Origin of the sequence: Acetomicrobium sp. UBA5826 (genome assembly GCF_002433005.1) — a bacterium.
Classification (GTDB): domain Bacteria; phylum Synergistota; class Synergistia; order Synergistales; family Acetomicrobiaceae; genus Acetomicrobium.
The window spans coordinates 99055-115492 of record NZ_DJHF01000025.1; the positions used below are offsets into that span (position 1 = coordinate 99055).

A 16438-nucleotide genomic window follows, 5' to 3' on the forward strand; every position below is an offset into this window, starting at 1 on the left:
AAGAATTTTTTCGATGAGGAGGCGATGATAGATGGCTAAAGTGACATACCTTGGGCATGCGGCCTTTTATATCGAGGGTAAAGGCTTAAAGGCGTTAGTAGACCCTTTTTTGTCGGGTAATCCCAACAGCGCTTGGAAGCCAAGCGATATAAAGGAGCTGAATTTCATATTCATAACACATGGTCACGATGACCACTTGGGGGATACGGTTCAAATAGCCAAAGAAACTCAAGCTACTGTTGTGACTAATGCGGAGATATCCGGTTTCTTGTCCTCCAAGGGAGTTAAATGTCATGCTATGCACATAGGAGGAAGATACACCTTTCCCTTCGGGCGGGTTAAGCTAACTCCGGCATGGCATGGATCCGGGATCACCGATGGGGACAAAATGTTGTATGGAGGCACTCCCTGTGGATTTGTCATCGAAGTGGACGGCAAAAAGGTATACCATGCCGGCGATACAGGTCTTACTATGGAGATGAAACTTCTCGAAGCCGAAAACATAGACCTTGCTATCTTGCCTATAGGAGGAAATTACGTTATGGATATCGATGACGCCCTTAGGGCAGTCGAGTTCATTAAACCAAGAAAGGTAATCCCGATGCACTACGATACTTTTCCGGTGATAAAGGCAGATCCGCAGGAATTTAAGGCGAAAGTAGGATCTTTGGCCGAAATTATAATCTTAGAGCCGGGCCAAAGCTACGAAATTTAGCTGTTCGTAAATGCAAAAAATACGCAAGCTTATCCGTTTATTCTTTTAAGGTAAACTAAGGTAAACTCCTCTCCATGGTTATATAACGATCGAGAGGAGTTTACCTTAATTGACTTGGCCGTATATGATCAACTCAATGATGCAAGAGATATCTTGGACATCTTTGCTTCAAAATTAAGGGCCTTTTTAAAGCTGAGGTTAAGCGTTAAAATCGGCGCAAAATAGAGTAAATATCTCTGAAGTTCATACTTCATGCCAAAAACTCTCTTTAAAATCGAGCCGTAAGAATAAAATTGTCTCCATGCCCATCCATTGCCCTTTTCAAGTTCCTCTGGCGTCATCTGAGCGGGCTTGAAAACAGCATTTCCAAAGTCATACTTGGACCAGTCCTTCACAATGATGCGGTTTTCGAGAGACAGCTTCTCGTATAATTTGGTTCCAGGCAAGGGCGTCAGGACGCTGAACTGAGCTAAGTCCAACTTGGAATCAAGTGCGAAATCCAGTGTCCTTTTAAAGACGTCTCTGTCGTCGCTGTCGAAGCCAAAGATAAAGGCTCCCATAACCATTATTCCGTGATCATGTAATATCTTTATCCCTTCCTTAAATTTTTTAATTTTGTTCTGAGGCTTTCCTATCTCATTCATGCTTGCTTCCGAAATGCTCTCAAGGCCGATGAAAAGCCCCGAGCAACCACTTTTTTGTGCGAGCTCCAATAATTCCTTATCCTCGACGATGTTGAAGGAACTTTGTCCAACCCACTTTTTGCCGTAGGGAATGAGGGCCTTGAATAGTTCCTTGCTATGTTTGGGATTGCCGATGATGTTATCGTCCATGAATGCGATCAATTTTCCCTTCATGTGGCTTATCTCCCGAATAACATCTCTTATGGGTCTGTGGCGGTAGGTATTGCCAAAGAAGTTTGAAACAGAGCAAAAGGAACATCCAAAGGGACAGCCTCTGCTGATCTGGATTGTGTTTTCGAGGTAGTAAGCCCCTTTTTTGTACAGATCCCTTCGTGGTTCAGGTAAATTTTCCATGCTTGGGAATCGTTCGTTAGAATAAAATTGCTTTAAGTCACCCTTTTCAAAATCATCGATGAGCCTCTGCCAAGCACCCTCGGCCTCTCCAATGACTACCGCATCGCAGTGCTGTATCGCTTCCTTAGGAAGCGCGGAAGGATGTGGGCCTCCTAATACGACTTTAGCTCCTCTGGCTCTGAATTCGTCGGCGATATTGTATGCCCTTGGGGCCACGGAGGTCATAACTGTTATGCCGACTAGATCGGGGGGGTTATCATAGTTTATGGGTTCGACATGTTCATCGATTAATGTGACCTCTATGCCTGGTTTAATTAAGGCAGCGATGGTGCTTAAGGTTAAGGGAGGGAGTTTTAACGCGCTTTTTAACCGCTTGGCGTAGTAATCGTCCTTACCTGGAGATATCAAAGCTACTTTCATATTAGAATACCACCTTTTCATCAAAAAATTCACATAAAACGTGGAGACTCATAAAGAGAGTCCTCTAAGCCTCTAAGAATGTTTGCAATCTACCTTAAAAAATCTTACTGCTGTTTGGCTAACCGAAATAGCCATATATATTTGCCTTTCTGGTAAAACTACCAAAGGTTTTAGTCCTTTGAAGTGTTGCTATTATGTATTTTATATTGAGTTCGCTGAAAAACTCCCTTCTTTATTTTTTACTTTATGTTATCACGATTCTCGAGAAAGTAATATAGTATTTAGTTCTATTTTAGATTTCCCATCTTTCCTTGCTCTATAGTATCATAGCACTCAAGAAGCCATAAGTGAATTAGGAGGTCATATCCTATGTTGGGACGTAGATCGAAACAAGCGACATTTTTTAGTGAGGTCGTAAAGGAACGACTTCCAAAAATCACTTCTTATTAAAAATTAATAATCTCATAGATTGGTCTCCTAGAACATAAAAAGGGCTTTTAACCTCATTCAAACGCACAAAGGTGCCCTTTCTTCATGCGGTGTGGTACGACTTTAAAGGGATTACTATGCCTTTTTCAGGGTTCATAGAGCGAAAACCATAAGAAAAATGGCATTTGAAGAGCATAAAGAGCGAGAAAATGACCAAAAGCTGACCTCAGATCAAAGCACTTTAATATCTTAAAGTCATTAAGCCTGAGGTGGATATAGAACAACCAATGTCAAGCGGGTTTTTCAGCAGACTCAGATAATAACACATATATTTTATAATTTTGTGCTTTTGATTGCCCTCAAATTTCTGATCGCTTATAAGTATTTCAATATCTTAAGCCAAAGACAGGGTGGAAAATCCTTTCATCGTGTAAAAACTGCACTTGGTCCTCGAGTGCATGTTTAGCAGCTTCCCCAAGCTCTACAGAGAGTATGGAGGTTAAGATGTGTGCCAAAAACAATGGCCCGATAATACTGCTTCCAAAGGTAGGACTGAGGGCGCTGGCGTAAAATTGGAGAGTGGCCACTGAACAAACGGGAGCGGCTGCAGTGTCGGTTATGGTAACGATTGTTGCCTTTTGTGCTGCGCATTTTGTTATGGCCTCCGTAACTTCCACGACATAGCTGGGTAATTCGCAAACGATGACCATGTCCCCTTCTTTGATGCCCCGCACTTGCTCTAAAATCGCCAAAGAACCGCGTTTGATGAGATGCCCGGCAAGACCCATTACCCTGAAGCGCATATAGAAAGTTTCAGCTACCAGCGAGGAAATGCCCCAACCCATGCAATAGATGTTTTTTGCTTTTTTAACCAGTTCCACGAATTCGTTGATATTTTCTCTATCCAACATGCGCCATGTATTATCGATGTTTGCGTGCTCCGTGTCCAAGATATTGGGAAGGAGGCCCTCTCCCCGTTCTTTTGCCCTAGCCAACATGGTCACAGGATCTATTTGTTCCAATATGGCCATTTGGAGGGCTGTCTTTAAATCGGCATATCCCTGGAAACCCAAAATTCTTGCCACACGGACCAGTTGAGCTTTAGAGACGTTTAATTTTTCCGCCACCTCGCCTATTGAATAAAAAGCCACCTCTCTCATGTTAGACAGCAGATATTCTGCTACCTTTCTGGCTTTTTTAGGCAACGTCGGTATTTTATCTCTCAAAAGAGATTCTAGCTCTTCTCGGTTCATGCTCCACACCGTCCTTAGAAGAATCACATAAGATATTTTTGTTCAAAATTAACGAAAAAAGTTTACAGGTTAACTGTATAGATGTCAATCCTTCGAAGGGTTACTTTAACGTACCAGTGCTGTCGTAGGAAAACCTGATAGGTTCTTGCCCACTCCGGCAGAGCAATTTCCAATACCTATCCCGACTTTTGTTTTATTTTTATATCCCTGTCCCACTTTGATTTTCACGTTTTTTGGAAAGCTAACCTAACAATCCCTTATCTTTCAACCTAGTAAGGGCGTAAATTAAACTACTGTAACATACAGAGCAGTGGGAAGAGCTTCTGCATGTGGTAACGATTTCACCAAATGCCTGCTCGTCAGCCAAAAGCCCGATTGTGCCATTGACGGTTGATGTTACAAAACCTATCAAAGCCGCTGCTCGATTGTTAGGAGCCTTAGTCTCGGGAGAAATCTCAGACTTGTCTAGGACGGCACTTATACCGAGGTTTTTGCAGACGCCTATCAATGCGCCGGCAAAACTGTTAACTATCTTCGTTATTGTCGCTGTATCTGCCATATCCTTACCTCCGAAATAGATATGATAAGATAAAAAAGCGTAAGTGTTAAATCCATTAGATAATACCACTATTTTCAAGCCCCATGTTGAGCTTCAAGACAAATTGTCTCTTAACTTCAAGCAATGATGGAAAAAGAGTTACGCAGTTGTTTTCTTCGCTTAAGGTGTCTTTATGCGCTCGTCATGATAGAATTTTGTTCGAGACTAGAGGGTTATTTCGAGGGGGTGCCTTCGGCAATATTTACGATGCCAGGTTAGGCTTCGAAGTATATATATTTTTTGTCCATATAAGCAGATCTGGGGGTGAATGTTTTGTTAAAGAAAATTTCTAAATTGTTGATGGTTATGATGATAGGGGCAATTGTCACGGGCATGTCCGTGGAGGCGATCGCGAAGCCTGTAGATCCCATTGCGGGAAACCCCATAGCAAAGATAGCAGAGGAGGCATCTCCGGCTGTGGTCAATATAGATACGGAGACCATGGTAAAAAGGCCTCTTTTCCCCTTTGCCGATGATCCCTTCTTTAGGCAGTTTTTTGGCGACCAATGGGATCAATTCACTCAGATTATTCCCATGAAGGGGAAGGGATCGGGCTTCATAGTTTCCAAGGACGGATATATATTGACCAATAACCATGTGATCGAAGGTGCTGACAAAATAACGGTATCCTTGGCCGACGGCAGACAGCTTGATGCTAAGATCGTGGGAAAAGACCCAACCTTCGATTTGGCCGTTATAAAAGTGACGGCAGGCAATTTACCCGTCCTTCCATTGGGCGATTCGGATGCCGTTCAAGTAGGTGAATGGGTAGTAACCATAGGAAATCCCTTTGGTTTGGATCATACCGTCACTGTTGGAGTCATATCCGCTAAAAACCGCTCTATTAGAGCAGGTAATGTGAGTTTTGACGGGTTCTTGCAAACCGATGCGGCAATCAACCCGGGAAACAGCGGCGGTCCTCTTTTGGATTTGGACGGCAAGGTCGTTGGTATAAACACAGCTATCATACCCTATGCTCAAGGTATAGGATTTGCCATACCGGTAAACATGGCGAAAAGCGTAATTGACGATCTTGTAAGCTACGGCAGAGTTCGCAGAGGATGGCTTGGCGTTTACGTTCAGCCGCTTACGAGCGATATAGCTCAGGCATACGGGCTGAAGGTCGAAAAGGGAGCTGTAGTTGCAGATGTCGTTCCTGATTCTCCTGCCGACAAGGCCGGCATTGAGAGGGGTTTTGTGATTACTAAAATAGATGAAGTTGAAATTAATGACGCTCAAGATCTGGTATTTCAGATACGCAAGCGTATGGCTGGAGACAAGATTAAGATCGAGATGGCAACTTCAAGCGGAAAAAGAAGCATCACGGTGACTCTCGAGGAAATACCCGGTCAGACTGAGGAGCCTCGTCTTGAAGTTTCTGATTTGGAGGAAAGCTTGGGTATCGAAGTATCTCCAGTAACTCCGGCTTTAAAGCAGAAATACAATATAGATAGCGAAAATGGTGTCGTCGTTGTAGGGGTAAAGCCTGGATCGATAAGCGACAGAGTGGGCATTAGAGAGGGAGATTTAATCTTGGAGGCAAATGGGGTAGCTCTAAAAACTGTGGATGACCTTAAGAAGGCATTACAAAGAAACCCTGATTCTGCTGTTCTTCTGGTAATGCGCGAAGGACGTACGTTCTTTGTCTCCTTGCGGAAGTAAATTTTTCATATCAGTCGGAGGTGTATTTCATTGAAGGCGGAAGACGTCATTGTTATCTTAGACTGCGGTTCTCAATATACTCAACTTATTGCAAGACGCATCAGAGAGCAACATGTATTTAGCGAGATTCTGCCCTGGGATGCTCCTATGGAGGAAATACGATCAAGAAATCCCAAGGGGATAGTCATCTCCGGAAGTCCTAAAAGCGTTTTGTCGCAGGGGGCACCCACAATATCTGAGGAGCTTTTTGATTTAGGGGTTCCCATTTTGGGCATTTGTTATGGGATGCAACTTTTATCTCATCTTTTGGGGGGCAAGGTGGCAAAGGTCGAATTGGCCGAATATGGTCGCGCAAAAATAGAGGTGCTGGACATCAATGCTGCTATTTTTAGAGGTCTTCCGAAGGAGTTTTACGTGTGGATGAGCCATGGAGATACGGTAGTAGAACTACCGCCTGGTGCCCGCGTTTTGGCAAAAAGCGAAAGCGGTCTCATAGCCGCTATGGCGTTTACGGAGAAACCCATCTTTGGATTGCAGTTTCATCCGGAAGTAGCTCATACTGAACATGGAATTGAAATTTTACGCAACTTTCTTTTCGAAGTATGTCATTGTGACCAGACGTGGAATTTAGGTGATTGGGTGGAAGAACAAGTCAAGCAGATATCGCAAACAGTAGGCGACGGTAAAGTCATATCTGCTTTGTCTGGGGGTGTGGATTCCACGGTAGCTGCTGTCCTTACTCAAAGGGCTGTGGGAAACAGGCTCTATTGTGTCTTTGTAAATACCGGTTTACTGAGGCTCAATGAAGCTGAAAACGTTCTTTCTGTCTATCGCAATGAATTAAAACTGAACGTTCGTTACGTAGATGCTTCGGAAGAATTTCTTAAAGCCTTAAAAGGGGTTACCGATCCGGAAGAGAAGCGCAAAGCTGTAGGCAGAACCTTTATCGAGGTTTTTGAGCGAGAAGCAGAAAAGGTTGGAGATGCCAAATGGCTCCTTCAGGGCACCCTTTATCCCGATGTAATTGAAAGCGGAAGACAGGGTAAGGGAGCTTCGGTGATCAAGACTCATCATAACGTAGGCGGATTGCCCGAGGAAATGAAATTAAAGCTAATTGAGCCGTTAAAAGACCTTTTCAAAGATGAAGTTAGGGCTATAGGATCCATTCTTGGCATTCCTCGCTCTATACTAAGAAGACATCCCTTTCCCGGGCCGGGATTGTCCGTTAGATGTCTTGGAGAGGTGACACCTGAAAAACTTGAGCTGTTGAGACGAGCCGATGCCGTATTCATTGAGGAGCTTGACGCCGCAGGCTATTACGAAAAGGTTTGGCAAGCTTTTTGCGTTTTATTACCCATTAGGAGCGTGGGCGTAACTGGGGATGAACGTACTTATGGTTATACTGTTGCGCTCAGGGCGGTTGAGTCGTTGGACGGCATGACGGCCGATTGGGCTTATTTAGATCGGGAGTTGCTAGATAAAGTTGCCCGCCGTATATGTAACGAAATCCCCGGGATTAATAGAGTGGTGTTAGATGTTACAAGCAAGCCGCCGGCAACTATAGAGTGGGAGTGACGAATTCGTAGAGGAGTGTGACAGAATGCGAAATAGAATTAGAGTGCTTTTCGTCTGTGGCAAAAATACAGCCCGAAGCCAAATGGGCGAAGCTTTGCTTAACGCCATTGCAGGCGACCGTTTTGAAGCGGAAAGTGCAGGATTGGAGGCAGGGGATAGTTTAAACCCTTTTGTTGTCGAGGTGCTGCAAGAGATTGGGATCGATATTTCAGCTAAGAAGACGAAGAAAATCATGGATCTATACGAATCGGGAAAAACTTACGATTATGTTATTGCCGTCTGCGATGCGGCTCAGGCTGAGCTTTGTCCTGTTTTTCCGGGGGCAAAAAAACAACTTCACTGGCACTTTCCCGACCCGGCTTCCTTTGAAGGAACAAGGAAAGAAAAGCTTCAAAGAACCAGAGAAATAAGAGAAGAGATGAAGGCCAAGATCGAAGAATGGATAAGAGAAATTACGTAAGACGCCATTGCCAAGATGTAAATTGGTGCAGTAAATAAAAACAAAGAGGGGAGTCTCCCCTCTTTGTTTTTCTCGTTAAGAACTATTCGTTACAGCAGCCGGGGCATCCGGCACATCCGTCGAGCTGCTCAAAAAGTTCCTTCATGAGTTTTTCCTTTTCCTCGTTGGAAACCTCTTTATTTTGTTTTCTTTCTTCGATCGCCAATTCATTTCCCTCCCATATTTGTATTAACGCTTAAAGGATTGGAAAACCTGCCTCTTTCCAGGCTTTCACTCCGCCGCGCAATGCTTTTGCATTTGAAAAACCATTGCTTTCATACTGAGCTGCCACACGGACAGCTGTGCCGTCATCAGGTCAGGCGCAGTAGAAGATTAGCTCCTTATCCTTTGGCAAGCCATCCTCCTTGCTTTGTAGTTCCTGAAGGGATATGGCTCCTTCCAGATGCACCATTTTAAACTTATTTTCATCAGCATAGGCGCAAACCAAAAGTGCTTCCCCTGCCTGTGCCTTCTTCCTCGCTTCTTCAACTCCGATTCTATCTGGCATATTTCATCCCCTCCTCTCCTTAGATAAATGTTAGGTACATCTAAATTATATCAAATTTAAATGATTTTAGCTATGCATCATCCAGGGAATAAAATTAACGGCTTCTGTCTTCATTACTAAATTTTACAATCCAAGGAATGACGTCTTCACCATCTCGTTTCCGAGCAGTTCTTCGGAATTGCCGGATATTGTGATGCGCCCGTTTTCTAATACATATCCCCTATCGGATATCGCCAATGCTTCCGGGACATTTTGTTCGGTTAGCAAAATGCTTATTCCATATTCTTTTAATAAACTTAGCGTATTGAACACCTCTGATACAAGTTTTGGCATTAAACCCATCGATACTTCGTCAATCAAAAGCAGCTTTGGTTTCGACATCAAAGCCCTCCCGATCGCAAGCATTTGCCTCTCCCCACCGCTCAAAGTTCCGGCCTTTTGCTGCAACCTTTCCTTTAAGACGGGAAATAAAGAATAAACCAAGTCCAGATTTTCCTTTACGTCGAAGGCTTCTTTATGAAGGCTGGCTATTAACATCAGGTTTTCCTCCACTGTAAGATCTGGAAAAACTCTGCCCCCTTCAGGTATATAGGCAACCCCCATTTTAGCTTTTTCCCAGGGACGTTTTTTCGAAACATCCTTTTCAAGGAAAGATATAGATCCCCTATGTAGAGGAGCTATACCCATGATGCCTTTTAGCAAAGTGCTTTTTCCTGCTCCATTAGCGCCAAGTAAGGAGACAATTTCACCTTCGCCTACACATAAAGTAACGCCCCATAGGACTTTAATTCGATTATAAGCAATCTCAACATCTTGAACGTTAAGAAGCATATTTAACCCCCTTTGTTCCAAGATACACCTCAATTACCAAAGGATCGTTGGCAACTTCTTGCGGAGTTCCCTCTGCAATTGTATTTCCCCTATGGAGCACGACAATTCTGTCGCTCAAATTCATCACAAAACTCATTGTATGTTCTATAAGGATGATCGAAATACCCAGTTTTCTGATTTTTTCTACTAGCTCGGCAAGTTCGTTTCTCTCCTGGTTGTTCAGCCCCGATGCAGGTTCATCCAATAATAACAACGATGGGGCAGTTGCCAGGGCCCTACCTATTTCAAGTTTTCTTAATAAACCTATGGGCAAAGAGGAGGCTAACTGATTTTTAGAATCGGAAAGGCCGATCAGGTTTATAATCTCATCTGCCTTTTGCAGGATTTCCTTTTTTCGACAGTTTTTAAACAACGAAGAGATGTTGCCATGTAATTTGCAGCCCATACCGACAAGTACATTTTCTTCTGCTGTCAATAGACTAAAGGGTTTAGCTATTTGGAATGTACGCGCTATCCCGAGCTTCGCCCTTTTGAAGGCGGGCAAAAGCGTTATATCCCGGTCTTTAAACATTATGCTCCCATCATCGGGCATCAATAGGCCGCTTATCGTGTTTAAAAGTGTAGTCTTACCTGCGCCGTTTGGACCGATTAACCCTAAAATTTCGCCTTTATTGAGTGTTAAGTCGACCCCATCGACTGCCCTTAATCCTTCGAAGTGTTTTTTTACGTTTTTAAGGGTTAGGATTTTTACATCTACGATATTTCCTGAGTTTCCGCTTTTTTCTTCACCAATCTCAAGATGCATCTATCGAGTAATCCCCCTCGTCCTAAAATTCCGTTAGGTTGTAAAATCACTATCATGGCGAGCATACCGCCGTAGACTAACATTCTGTAGTTTTCTATAAACCTGAAAAATTCAGGCAATATATATAAAACGAAGGCTCCAAACACGGCACCTCTAATGGTACCGAGTCCGCCAAATACAAGCATGGACAAAAATAACACAGACATCTCGAAAGAAAAGTTTCTTGGAAATACCGATCCTATGCTATGAGCCCATAGAACACCGGCCAATCCCGTAAAGGTCGAACTTAGTGCAAATGCGTACATTTTGTATATAGAGGTATTGATTCCCAGGGATTGGGCAGCGTCTTCGTCTTCACCCGTCGCTTCCATGGCAAGACGTCCCCACGTCTTTGAAAAAAGATAACAAATGCAGATTGTCAACAGGAGAAAGGAGAGCGTAATCAAAAAATATCCTGTGGTTCCGATACTTTTTCCTCCAATTGTGGGCATGGTGATTCCTATTATCCCCATAGCGCCGCCAAAAAAATCGAAATATTCCGTTATTCCCATAACGATGAAGTTAAGCCCTATAGTTGTCAGGACAAGAAAATCATCTGAGACCCTGAGGCTTGGTAAGCCCATAACCACACCAATAATCATGGATAGTAATATTGTCAAAGGCAGGGCGCTCCAGAAGGTTAGCCCTGCCTTCGTAATTAGAAGCGCTTGAGTATAGGCGCCTATTGCGAAGAAGGCAGCATGTCCCAAAGATACTTGTTTCGTGTAACCCGTTAATATGTTTAAACCTAAAATTAAGATAGCATATATACTGGCAAATGTAGCTATAGAAAGGATGTATCCGAAAGTCATCTCCTCATCTCCCAAATAGTCCCTTTGGTTTAAACATTAAGACCAAAATCATCACTAGGAAAGCTATGGCTTCGCGGGGCAAGTTAAAGATAGGGACCATCCCGAGGAAGCTTTCAGCTATCGCTAAAATAATGCCTGCGATAGCTGCACCGGGAATACTCCCAAAACCTCCCAATACTATGACAACAAAAGCTTTATAGGAGACCATAGCTCCCATTGTGGGAAAGACGGAATTTCTGTACAGGGCCATCAAAATACCTGCCGATCCTGCAAGGGCAGACCCAATCATAAAATTGATGGCGATGATGAGATTGATGTTTATTCCCGATGAAGCGGCCAATTCCATATCCTGCGTACAGGCCCGCCACATTAGACCCAGATTCGTTTTATTGATTAAAATAAACAGGCATAAAAATGCAACGACCATGAAAGTTATCATTAACATCTGCGTTTCCGTTACCCTCAAGTTAGGTGTCATTATGGACAAGAATTGGAAGTGAGCGTCGAAGGAGTATGGATAGGGACCAGCTAATAGTCTGAATAACTCTTGTGAAGCGATAAAAACTCCAGCACCTGCGATTAAGGGAACGTATCTGGGTGCAGTGAGCGCAGGGCTATAAATTATACGATACATTAACACTCCTACAATTGCAGAAAAAAGAGCACCGACAAACAAAGAAATCCATAGAGATTGGGATAGGTTAAGGAGGCAGTATAATCCCACATAAGCTCCTAGGGTATAGAGTGCAGCATGAGCTACGTGAATGATCCTCAAAAGGCCGTAGACCATGTTAAGGCCTACGGCCATAAGAGCATAGGAACAACCTAGCACGATTGCGTCTAATAGGACTTGAAGCATTTACTTTCCCCCGGATGGCGGATTGAGGTAAATGATCTCAGGTTCGTAATATCTATAGAAATACCTAAATTGATTGTTTAGGACTATTTGAATGTCCATCGGTCTTATTGCCGATCTTTCTTGGAAAGTAATGATTGGGCCTGTAGCACAGTCCTCGAAGTTCTCTATGGTATCCCAATATCTAATTATGTCATCTGCTTTGGTCCCAACCTTGTTTAGAATATGAGAGACAAGCATAACTGCATCGAAGCCGGAGGCTCCTACCATGTCCGCATCTATATTTGTCCTTTCTTTGTACTTTTCCAGGAAATAACGCGTCATAGGCCTGTCGCTATCTCGATTCAGGTCTGTCGTTATGAAAACCCCGTTAGCCGCTGTTTTTGCCAATTCGATGAATTTAGGAGAGTCATAACCTTCATCTCCCATTAGCCAGCATCTCAATCCGACTTCCCTTGCCTGAGAAACGATATTGGCAGCTTCGTTGTAGTATCCAGGGGCGTAAAGCAAGTCGGGGTCTGCGGCTTTAATGGCATTCAGATAGCTTCTAAACTCCGTCTCCCCGAGAGGATATTTCTTTTCGTATACTATTTCAGCGCCAAGTTTGAGCGCGGTTTCTTTGAAGGCCTCAGCCAGGGATACGCCAAAGTCGTTGTTCATTATAAGAAGGGCTATTCTTTTTGCTCCAAGTTCCCTTGCCGCAAAGTATCCGCCTACTCGACCCTGAATGGGTGCCGCCATTCCAATTCTGTGACAATATTCACCTGCTTCAACTATACTGGGGTGAACGGCGTAGGTCGAAGTGAAGGGTACTTTGGCCTGCTGGCATATAACTGCTGCTGCACGGCTGGGAGAGGAGTAGGAACCGCTGATTACGACTGCAACTTTGTCGTTTTCTATGAGTTTTCTTGTTAAAGCCGAGGCTTGATCGGGTTGACAGCCATCGTCATATGAAATGAGTTCCAGTTTCTTTCCGTTGATTCCGCCGTGCTCATTGACGTAATCCACGGCCAGTTTTGCGCTTTCAAGGGAACTATATCCATCAGCTGCGGCAAAACCCGTCAAAGGCGTTATGAAACCTATCTTTACTGTTTCCTGGGCCATAGCATCTACGGATAACAAACCGCATAAGACAAACATCAACACCATGACTATGCATAAAAATCTTCGCATTTCACCCACCTCTTTGTGTGAAATTTGAGATTGCTCATAAAAATTATACACTATATCAGCTTAGATGTTTAGAAGAATGTCCACGACTACCACACAATTTACAACACGGCTAATTCAGCAATATCGCCGAAAGATGCTAAATATAGCTGATTTTTTACTTAGTCTCAATTTAAACACTGTTGCTAGTATAGATAAGATTCAAAGACTTTTAAGCAGGCTAAAAAAGCATGATGATTCTATGATAATGTATTATCATCTTATGGTAAGATACTTTTCGGGTACCTCCAGTTTCGTTAAACCAAGATAACCTTTACCGAAAATGTAGGTGTCTTGGTATACAAGGATATAGTTTCTCTTTTCAATTCCTGTGCTTAAGTCTTCATAGTAACTTCCGTTCCATTCAGAACCGGGAGTGTATTTTTCGTAGGCTTTTATGAGATCCTCAATCGAAATTGTTGCTTCACCTTCGATGATTTTTCGTGCTAATTCAACAAGACCTGCAGATTCTGCATATCCGCAGGAATAAGCCCATGTGCCGAGTCGTCCGCTAGCACCTTTCTTTATAATTACATCTTCTATTTTTTGCATTATTGCAGGAAAATTGCCCTTCTCTGCAGTAAGATCGAGGCCCAAAGCACCTGGATATCCCCTTAATGGAGAAGGGACGGATGATTCGACGTAATATCCACCATAAGTGACAATTTGTCGAATAAGCGGCTCAACGTGGGCAACATTGGTGTTGAAGAACGCCGTTTTTGGGCCATATTTTTCAAGCCACGCAGGGACCTTTTCTAATATAAACTGTTGTGCACCGGCTACTCCTACGTCGCTAACTGGGTCTGGTGCTGTTTCAAAATGAAACCTAACCCCTATGTCATTGCATACGGCTTCCATTATGTTGCGCCTTCTCGACAGCAGTTCATAACTCATATGCCTAGGGAAGGATATATGCACAAAGTCAGTTGCTCCAATTATCTTTGCTGCTACGGGTATCAGATATCCCCTGTAAACATCATTAACGCTGGTGACTAAATCTGCGACAGAACTAATTACGCCAGGATCCTCCTGGGCTTCTGCAGCAAAGCATAAAATGTCTGGCCTTCTTTCTTTTACGCGTCTAAAGGCTTCTGTGGTGCCAGGTATTGATTGATTGACAACAATTGCTTTTAATAAAGGATCATCAGCCAAACCTACAATTTGGCTTATTACTGTTTCCATTTCCTGCATAAAGTTGTCAGGATAAGTCACATGCACTATCATGCCACCGGATGAGGCCTCTCCGTAATCTTCGATAACTCTCTCTGCACCACGAAGTTCGTCTTCACCCTGGGAAACCGTACCCGTTACTATACCAATATGATATGGTGCTGTAGCGTATGCTAAGTTACCGGAAAAAAGAAATAATGTGAAAATCATTACACCTACAAGATATTTGGTTTTTCTCATACCCTTCCCCTCCTGTTAAACGATATATATGGCTTAACAAATAATAATTTCTATATTATGACTTGTCAATATTATATTAATAATTTAAATTATAGTTTTTCTAATTTGTTTAGTATGACTAGACGATATAAATTAATATAAAAATTATTAATATGCCGTATTTATATTTTATCATAGCAATTTATAATAATGAGATATAGGGGCAAATATGTTGTTCTTTATTGCACATCTTGATGTCGCTATGTAATATATATCGGCGAGGTTATGCATTTTCGTAGGTTAAATTTTACCGCAGAAAAGGTGTTTGGAGGGATTGTTCATGTAAAACGGCCTGGGAATTATCGAGGTTTTTAATATCAATTTAAAAGGAGGTTCATCGAATGTCATGGGGTGTGATTAACGACATATTTACAATCAATCTAGATGGCATGTGGACTACAGCTTTAGCTGCTGTGCTGCTTTTGGTTGGGTATGGTTTGAGGCGACGAATAGACATTTTAGAGCATTTTTGCATTCCTGCTCCGGTTATCGGCGGTGTTTTAATGTCGCTATTGGTCTTGCTCCTGCACCACCAGGGAGGCAGTTCAATTAAATTCAACACTGCCCTTCAGTCTCCCTTGATGATAGCCTTTTTCACGACCGTTGGCATCGGGGGCAGCTTTGGACTGCTCAAGCGAGGCGGGAAAGCCCTAATCATCTACCTGGTTTTTTGTTGGGGAATGGCGCTTTTCCAAAACGGCTTCGGGGTCGGCTTGGCGAAGCTGTTAGGTGTACATCCTGTTTTGGGCGTCATGGCCGGTGCTGCCTCTTTGGAAGGAGGACATGGAGGAGCAGCAGCTTTTGGCCCTGTTGCGGAAAGCTTAGGCGTTTCAGGAGCGCAAGTAGTTGCAATCGCTTCGGCTACATACGGGCTGATCGCGGGAGGTCTTTTGGGAGGCCCTGTTGCCAGGTGGTTGATAGATCGCTATAAAGTAACGATTAGAGCGAACAACGATGTAGTTTATACGCAACATCTACAAGAGGCTAAGGAGGAAAAGCACGAGGGGTTTGCCAGTTTCGATTTTATAAAGATGCTGGCACTCGTATTAGTGATAATGGCTCTTGGTAGTTTTGTAACGGGTAAAGTTAAGGAGTTGTACAATTTCAGTCTTCCCGGGTACGTGGCTGCCATGTTTGTGGCGGTGGTGTTTCGCAACATAAACGATCATGTTAAGCTCGTAAAATTGCACGACAAAGCCATAGAGTTAATCTCAGATGTATCTTTGGGTATATTTTTAACTATGGCGATGATGAGTCTGCGAATATGGGAATTATACGATCTGGCTGTTCCCTTGATCGTAATTCTCGTAATGCAGACGGTAGCAATTTTGTTGTTAGCTGCCTTTTTACTTTTCAGGATATTGGGCAAGGACTATGATGCTGCTGTAATGTGTGCCGGACTTGTAGGACACGGATTGGGAGCCACTCCTAACGCGGTGGCGAACATGAGCGCTGTTTGCGAGCATTACAAGGTCATGTCTTACAAAGCTTTTCTAATTATACCTTTATGTGGGGCGGTGTTAATCGACCTAGTTGGCATTCCTTCTATAGTATGGTTTATAAATTATTTTGCAAATTAACACATATATGATCGTAATATAGTCGTATAAGGTTATTCTAAAATATAGAATTACTATTTATCCCCCTGAGATTTTTTCGATATTCTCAGGGGGATAAATAAATTCAAGCTTATATGCGTTTTTGTAGTATCATTTTTACATGAAATAAACGGAGGTGAAAG

16 protein-coding genes are annotated in these 16438 nt (G+C 43.1%); 5 read left to right on the forward strand and 11 right to left on the reverse strand.

What is annotated here, in order from left to right; translation table 11 throughout:
• Window positions 1–31 precede the first annotated feature (31 nt).
• A complete protein-coding gene (locus tag B3N34_RS09210) occupies window positions 32–715 on the forward strand; it encodes a metal-dependent hydrolase (protein ID WP_286977281.1) in 684 nt (227 codons plus the stop codon).
• 128 nt (window positions 716–843) lie between these two features.
• Here the strand turns inward: B3N34_RS09210 and B3N34_RS09215 are convergent, their stop codons facing one another.
• The 3 genes from B3N34_RS09215 to B3N34_RS09225 all read right to left on the reverse strand — a co-directional run bounded on the left by B3N34_RS09215 (window position 844) and on the right by B3N34_RS09225 (window position 4413).
• The gene (locus B3N34_RS09215; RefSeq protein WP_286977282.1) at window positions 844–2172 is read right to left on the reverse strand and encodes a B12-binding domain-containing radical SAM protein; all 1329 of its coding nucleotides are present in this window, start codon (window positions 2170–2172) and stop codon (window positions 844–846) included.
• Window positions 2173–2987: 815 nt separating this feature from the next.
• Window positions 2988–3854 carry a MurR/RpiR family transcriptional regulator gene (locus B3N34_RS09220; RefSeq protein ID WP_273003133.1) on the reverse strand — a complete coding sequence of 289 codons (867 nt, stop codon included), beginning with the start codon at window positions 3852–3854 and terminating at the stop codon, window positions 2988–2990.
• 241 nt (window positions 3855–4095) lie between these two features.
• Entirely contained in the window at window positions 4096–4413 is a 318-nt protein-coding gene (locus B3N34_RS09225) for a hypothetical protein (protein ID WP_286977283.1), read from the reverse strand.
• A gap of 303 nt (window positions 4414–4716) precedes the next feature.
• On the opposite strand from B3N34_RS09225, the gene B3N34_RS09230 reads away from it, so the two are divergent.
• From B3N34_RS09230 to B3N34_RS09240, 3 genes are read left to right on the forward strand one after another with little or no spacing between them, the layout of a single operon-like run.
• A complete protein-coding gene (locus B3N34_RS09230) occupies window positions 4717–6114 on the forward strand; it encodes a Do family serine endopeptidase (RefSeq protein ID WP_349679710.1) in 1398 nt (465 codons plus the stop codon).
• Window positions 6115–6144: 30 nt separating this feature from the next.
• Window positions 6145–7689 (forward strand): glutamine-hydrolyzing GMP synthase, encoded by a 1545-nt coding sequence (gene guaA, locus B3N34_RS09235; protein ID WP_286977322.1) that lies wholly within the window; start codon window positions 6145–6147, stop codon window positions 7687–7689.
• 25 nt (window positions 7690–7714) lie between these two features.
• Window positions 7715–8149 (forward strand): arsenate reductase ArsC, encoded by a 435-nt coding sequence (locus tag B3N34_RS09240; protein WP_286977328.1) that lies wholly within the window; start codon window positions 7715–7717, stop codon window positions 8147–8149.
• An 82-nt stretch (window positions 8150–8231) separates the two neighbouring features.
• On the opposite strand, the gene B3N34_RS09245 is transcribed toward B3N34_RS09240, so the two are convergent.
• From B3N34_RS09245 to B3N34_RS09280, 8 genes are all read right to left on the reverse strand, one after another.
• Complete coding sequence (locus B3N34_RS09245; protein ID WP_262349428.1) at window positions 8232–8354, reverse strand: hypothetical protein; 123 nt, start codon at window positions 8352–8354, stop codon at window positions 8232–8234.
• A 150-nt stretch (window positions 8355–8504) separates the two neighbouring features.
• Window positions 8505–8696 (reverse strand): rhodanese-like domain-containing protein, encoded by a 192-nt coding sequence (locus B3N34_RS09250; RefSeq protein ID WP_009200353.1) that lies wholly within the window; start codon window positions 8694–8696, stop codon window positions 8505–8507.
• 123 nt (window positions 8697–8819) lie between these two features.
• Window positions 8820–9527: an ABC transporter ATP-binding protein gene (locus B3N34_RS09255; RefSeq protein WP_286977343.1), complete on the reverse strand. Its 708-nt coding sequence runs from the start codon at window positions 9525–9527 to the stop codon at window positions 8820–8822.
• Complete coding sequence (locus B3N34_RS09260) at window positions 9517–10332, reverse strand: ABC transporter ATP-binding protein (protein ID WP_286977345.1); 816 nt, start codon at window positions 10330–10332, stop codon at window positions 9517–9519. The genes B3N34_RS09255 and B3N34_RS09260 overlap by 11 nt, the downstream gene beginning before the upstream one ends.
• Window positions 10281–11183, reverse strand: a complete 903-nt coding sequence (locus B3N34_RS09265; RefSeq protein WP_286977365.1) for a branched-chain amino acid ABC transporter permease — start codon at window positions 11181–11183, stop codon at window positions 10281–10283. Before B3N34_RS09265 ends, B3N34_RS09260 begins: the two co-directional genes overlap by 52 nt.
• Before the next feature lie 4 nt (window positions 11184–11187).
• Window positions 11188–12042, reverse strand: a complete 855-nt coding sequence (locus B3N34_RS09270) for a branched-chain amino acid ABC transporter permease (RefSeq protein WP_286977372.1) — start codon at window positions 12040–12042, stop codon at window positions 11188–11190.
• Window positions 12043–13212, reverse strand: a complete 1170-nt coding sequence (locus B3N34_RS09275; protein ID WP_286977373.1) for an ABC transporter substrate-binding protein — start codon at window positions 13210–13212, stop codon at window positions 12043–12045.
• 252 nt (window positions 13213–13464) lie between these two features.
• Complete coding sequence (locus B3N34_RS09280; protein WP_286977375.1) at window positions 13465–14658, reverse strand: DUF3798 domain-containing protein; 1194 nt, start codon at window positions 14656–14658, stop codon at window positions 13465–13467.
• Between the two features lie 380 nt (window positions 14659–15038).
• Here B3N34_RS09280 and gltS point away from each other — a divergent pair, with 380 nt between their 5' ends.
• Entirely contained in the window at window positions 15039–16277 is a 1239-nt protein-coding gene (gene gltS / locus B3N34_RS09285) for a sodium/glutamate symporter (protein WP_286977380.1), read from the forward strand.
• Window positions 16278–16438 lie beyond the last annotated feature (161 nt).

Bases quoted from the DNA above. Each gene is read 5' to 3' on its own strand.
- B3N34_RS09210 (WP_286977281.1), top strand. From the start codon at position 32: ATGGCTAAAGTGACATACCTTGGGCATGCGGCCTTTTATATCGAGGGT.
- B3N34_RS09215 (WP_286977282.1), bottom strand. From the start codon at position 2,172: ATGAAAGTAGCTTTGATATCTCCAGGTAAGGACGATTACTACGCCAAG.
- B3N34_RS09220 (WP_273003133.1), bottom strand. From the start codon at position 3,854: ATGAACCGAGAAGAGCTAGAATCTCTTTTGAGAGATAAAATACCGACG.
- B3N34_RS09225 (WP_286977283.1), bottom strand. From the start codon at position 4,413: ATGGCAGATACAGCGACAATAACGAAGATAGTTAACAGTTTTGCCGGC.
- B3N34_RS09240 (WP_286977328.1), top strand. From the start codon at position 7,715: ATGCGAAATAGAATTAGAGTGCTTTTCGTCTGTGGCAAAAATACAGCC.
- B3N34_RS09250 (WP_009200353.1), bottom strand. From the start codon at position 8,696: ATGCCAGATAGAATCGGAGTTGAAGAAGCGAGGAAGAAGGCACAGGCA.
- B3N34_RS09255 (WP_286977343.1), bottom strand. From the start codon at position 9,527: ATGCTTCTTAACGTTCAAGATGTTGAGATTGCTTATAATCGAATTAAA.
- B3N34_RS09260 (WP_286977345.1), bottom strand. From the start codon at position 10,332: ATGCATCTTGAGATTGGTGAAGAAAAAAGCGGAAACTCAGGAAATATC.
- B3N34_RS09265 (WP_286977365.1), bottom strand. From the start codon at position 11,183: ATGACTTTCGGATACATCCTTTCTATAGCTACATTTGCCAGTATATAT.
- B3N34_RS09270 (WP_286977372.1), bottom strand. From the start codon at position 12,042: ATGCTTCAAGTCCTATTAGACGCAATCGTGCTAGGTTGTTCCTATGCT.
- B3N34_RS09275 (WP_286977373.1), bottom strand. From the start codon at position 13,212: ATGCGAAGATTTTTATGCATAGTCATGGTGTTGATGTTTGTCTTATGC.
- B3N34_RS09280 (WP_286977375.1), bottom strand. From the start codon at position 14,658: ATGAGAAAAACCAAATATCTTGTAGGTGTAATGATTTTCACATTATTT.
- gltS (WP_286977380.1), top strand. From the start codon at position 15,039: ATGTCATGGGGTGTGATTAACGACATATTTACAATCAATCTAGATGGC.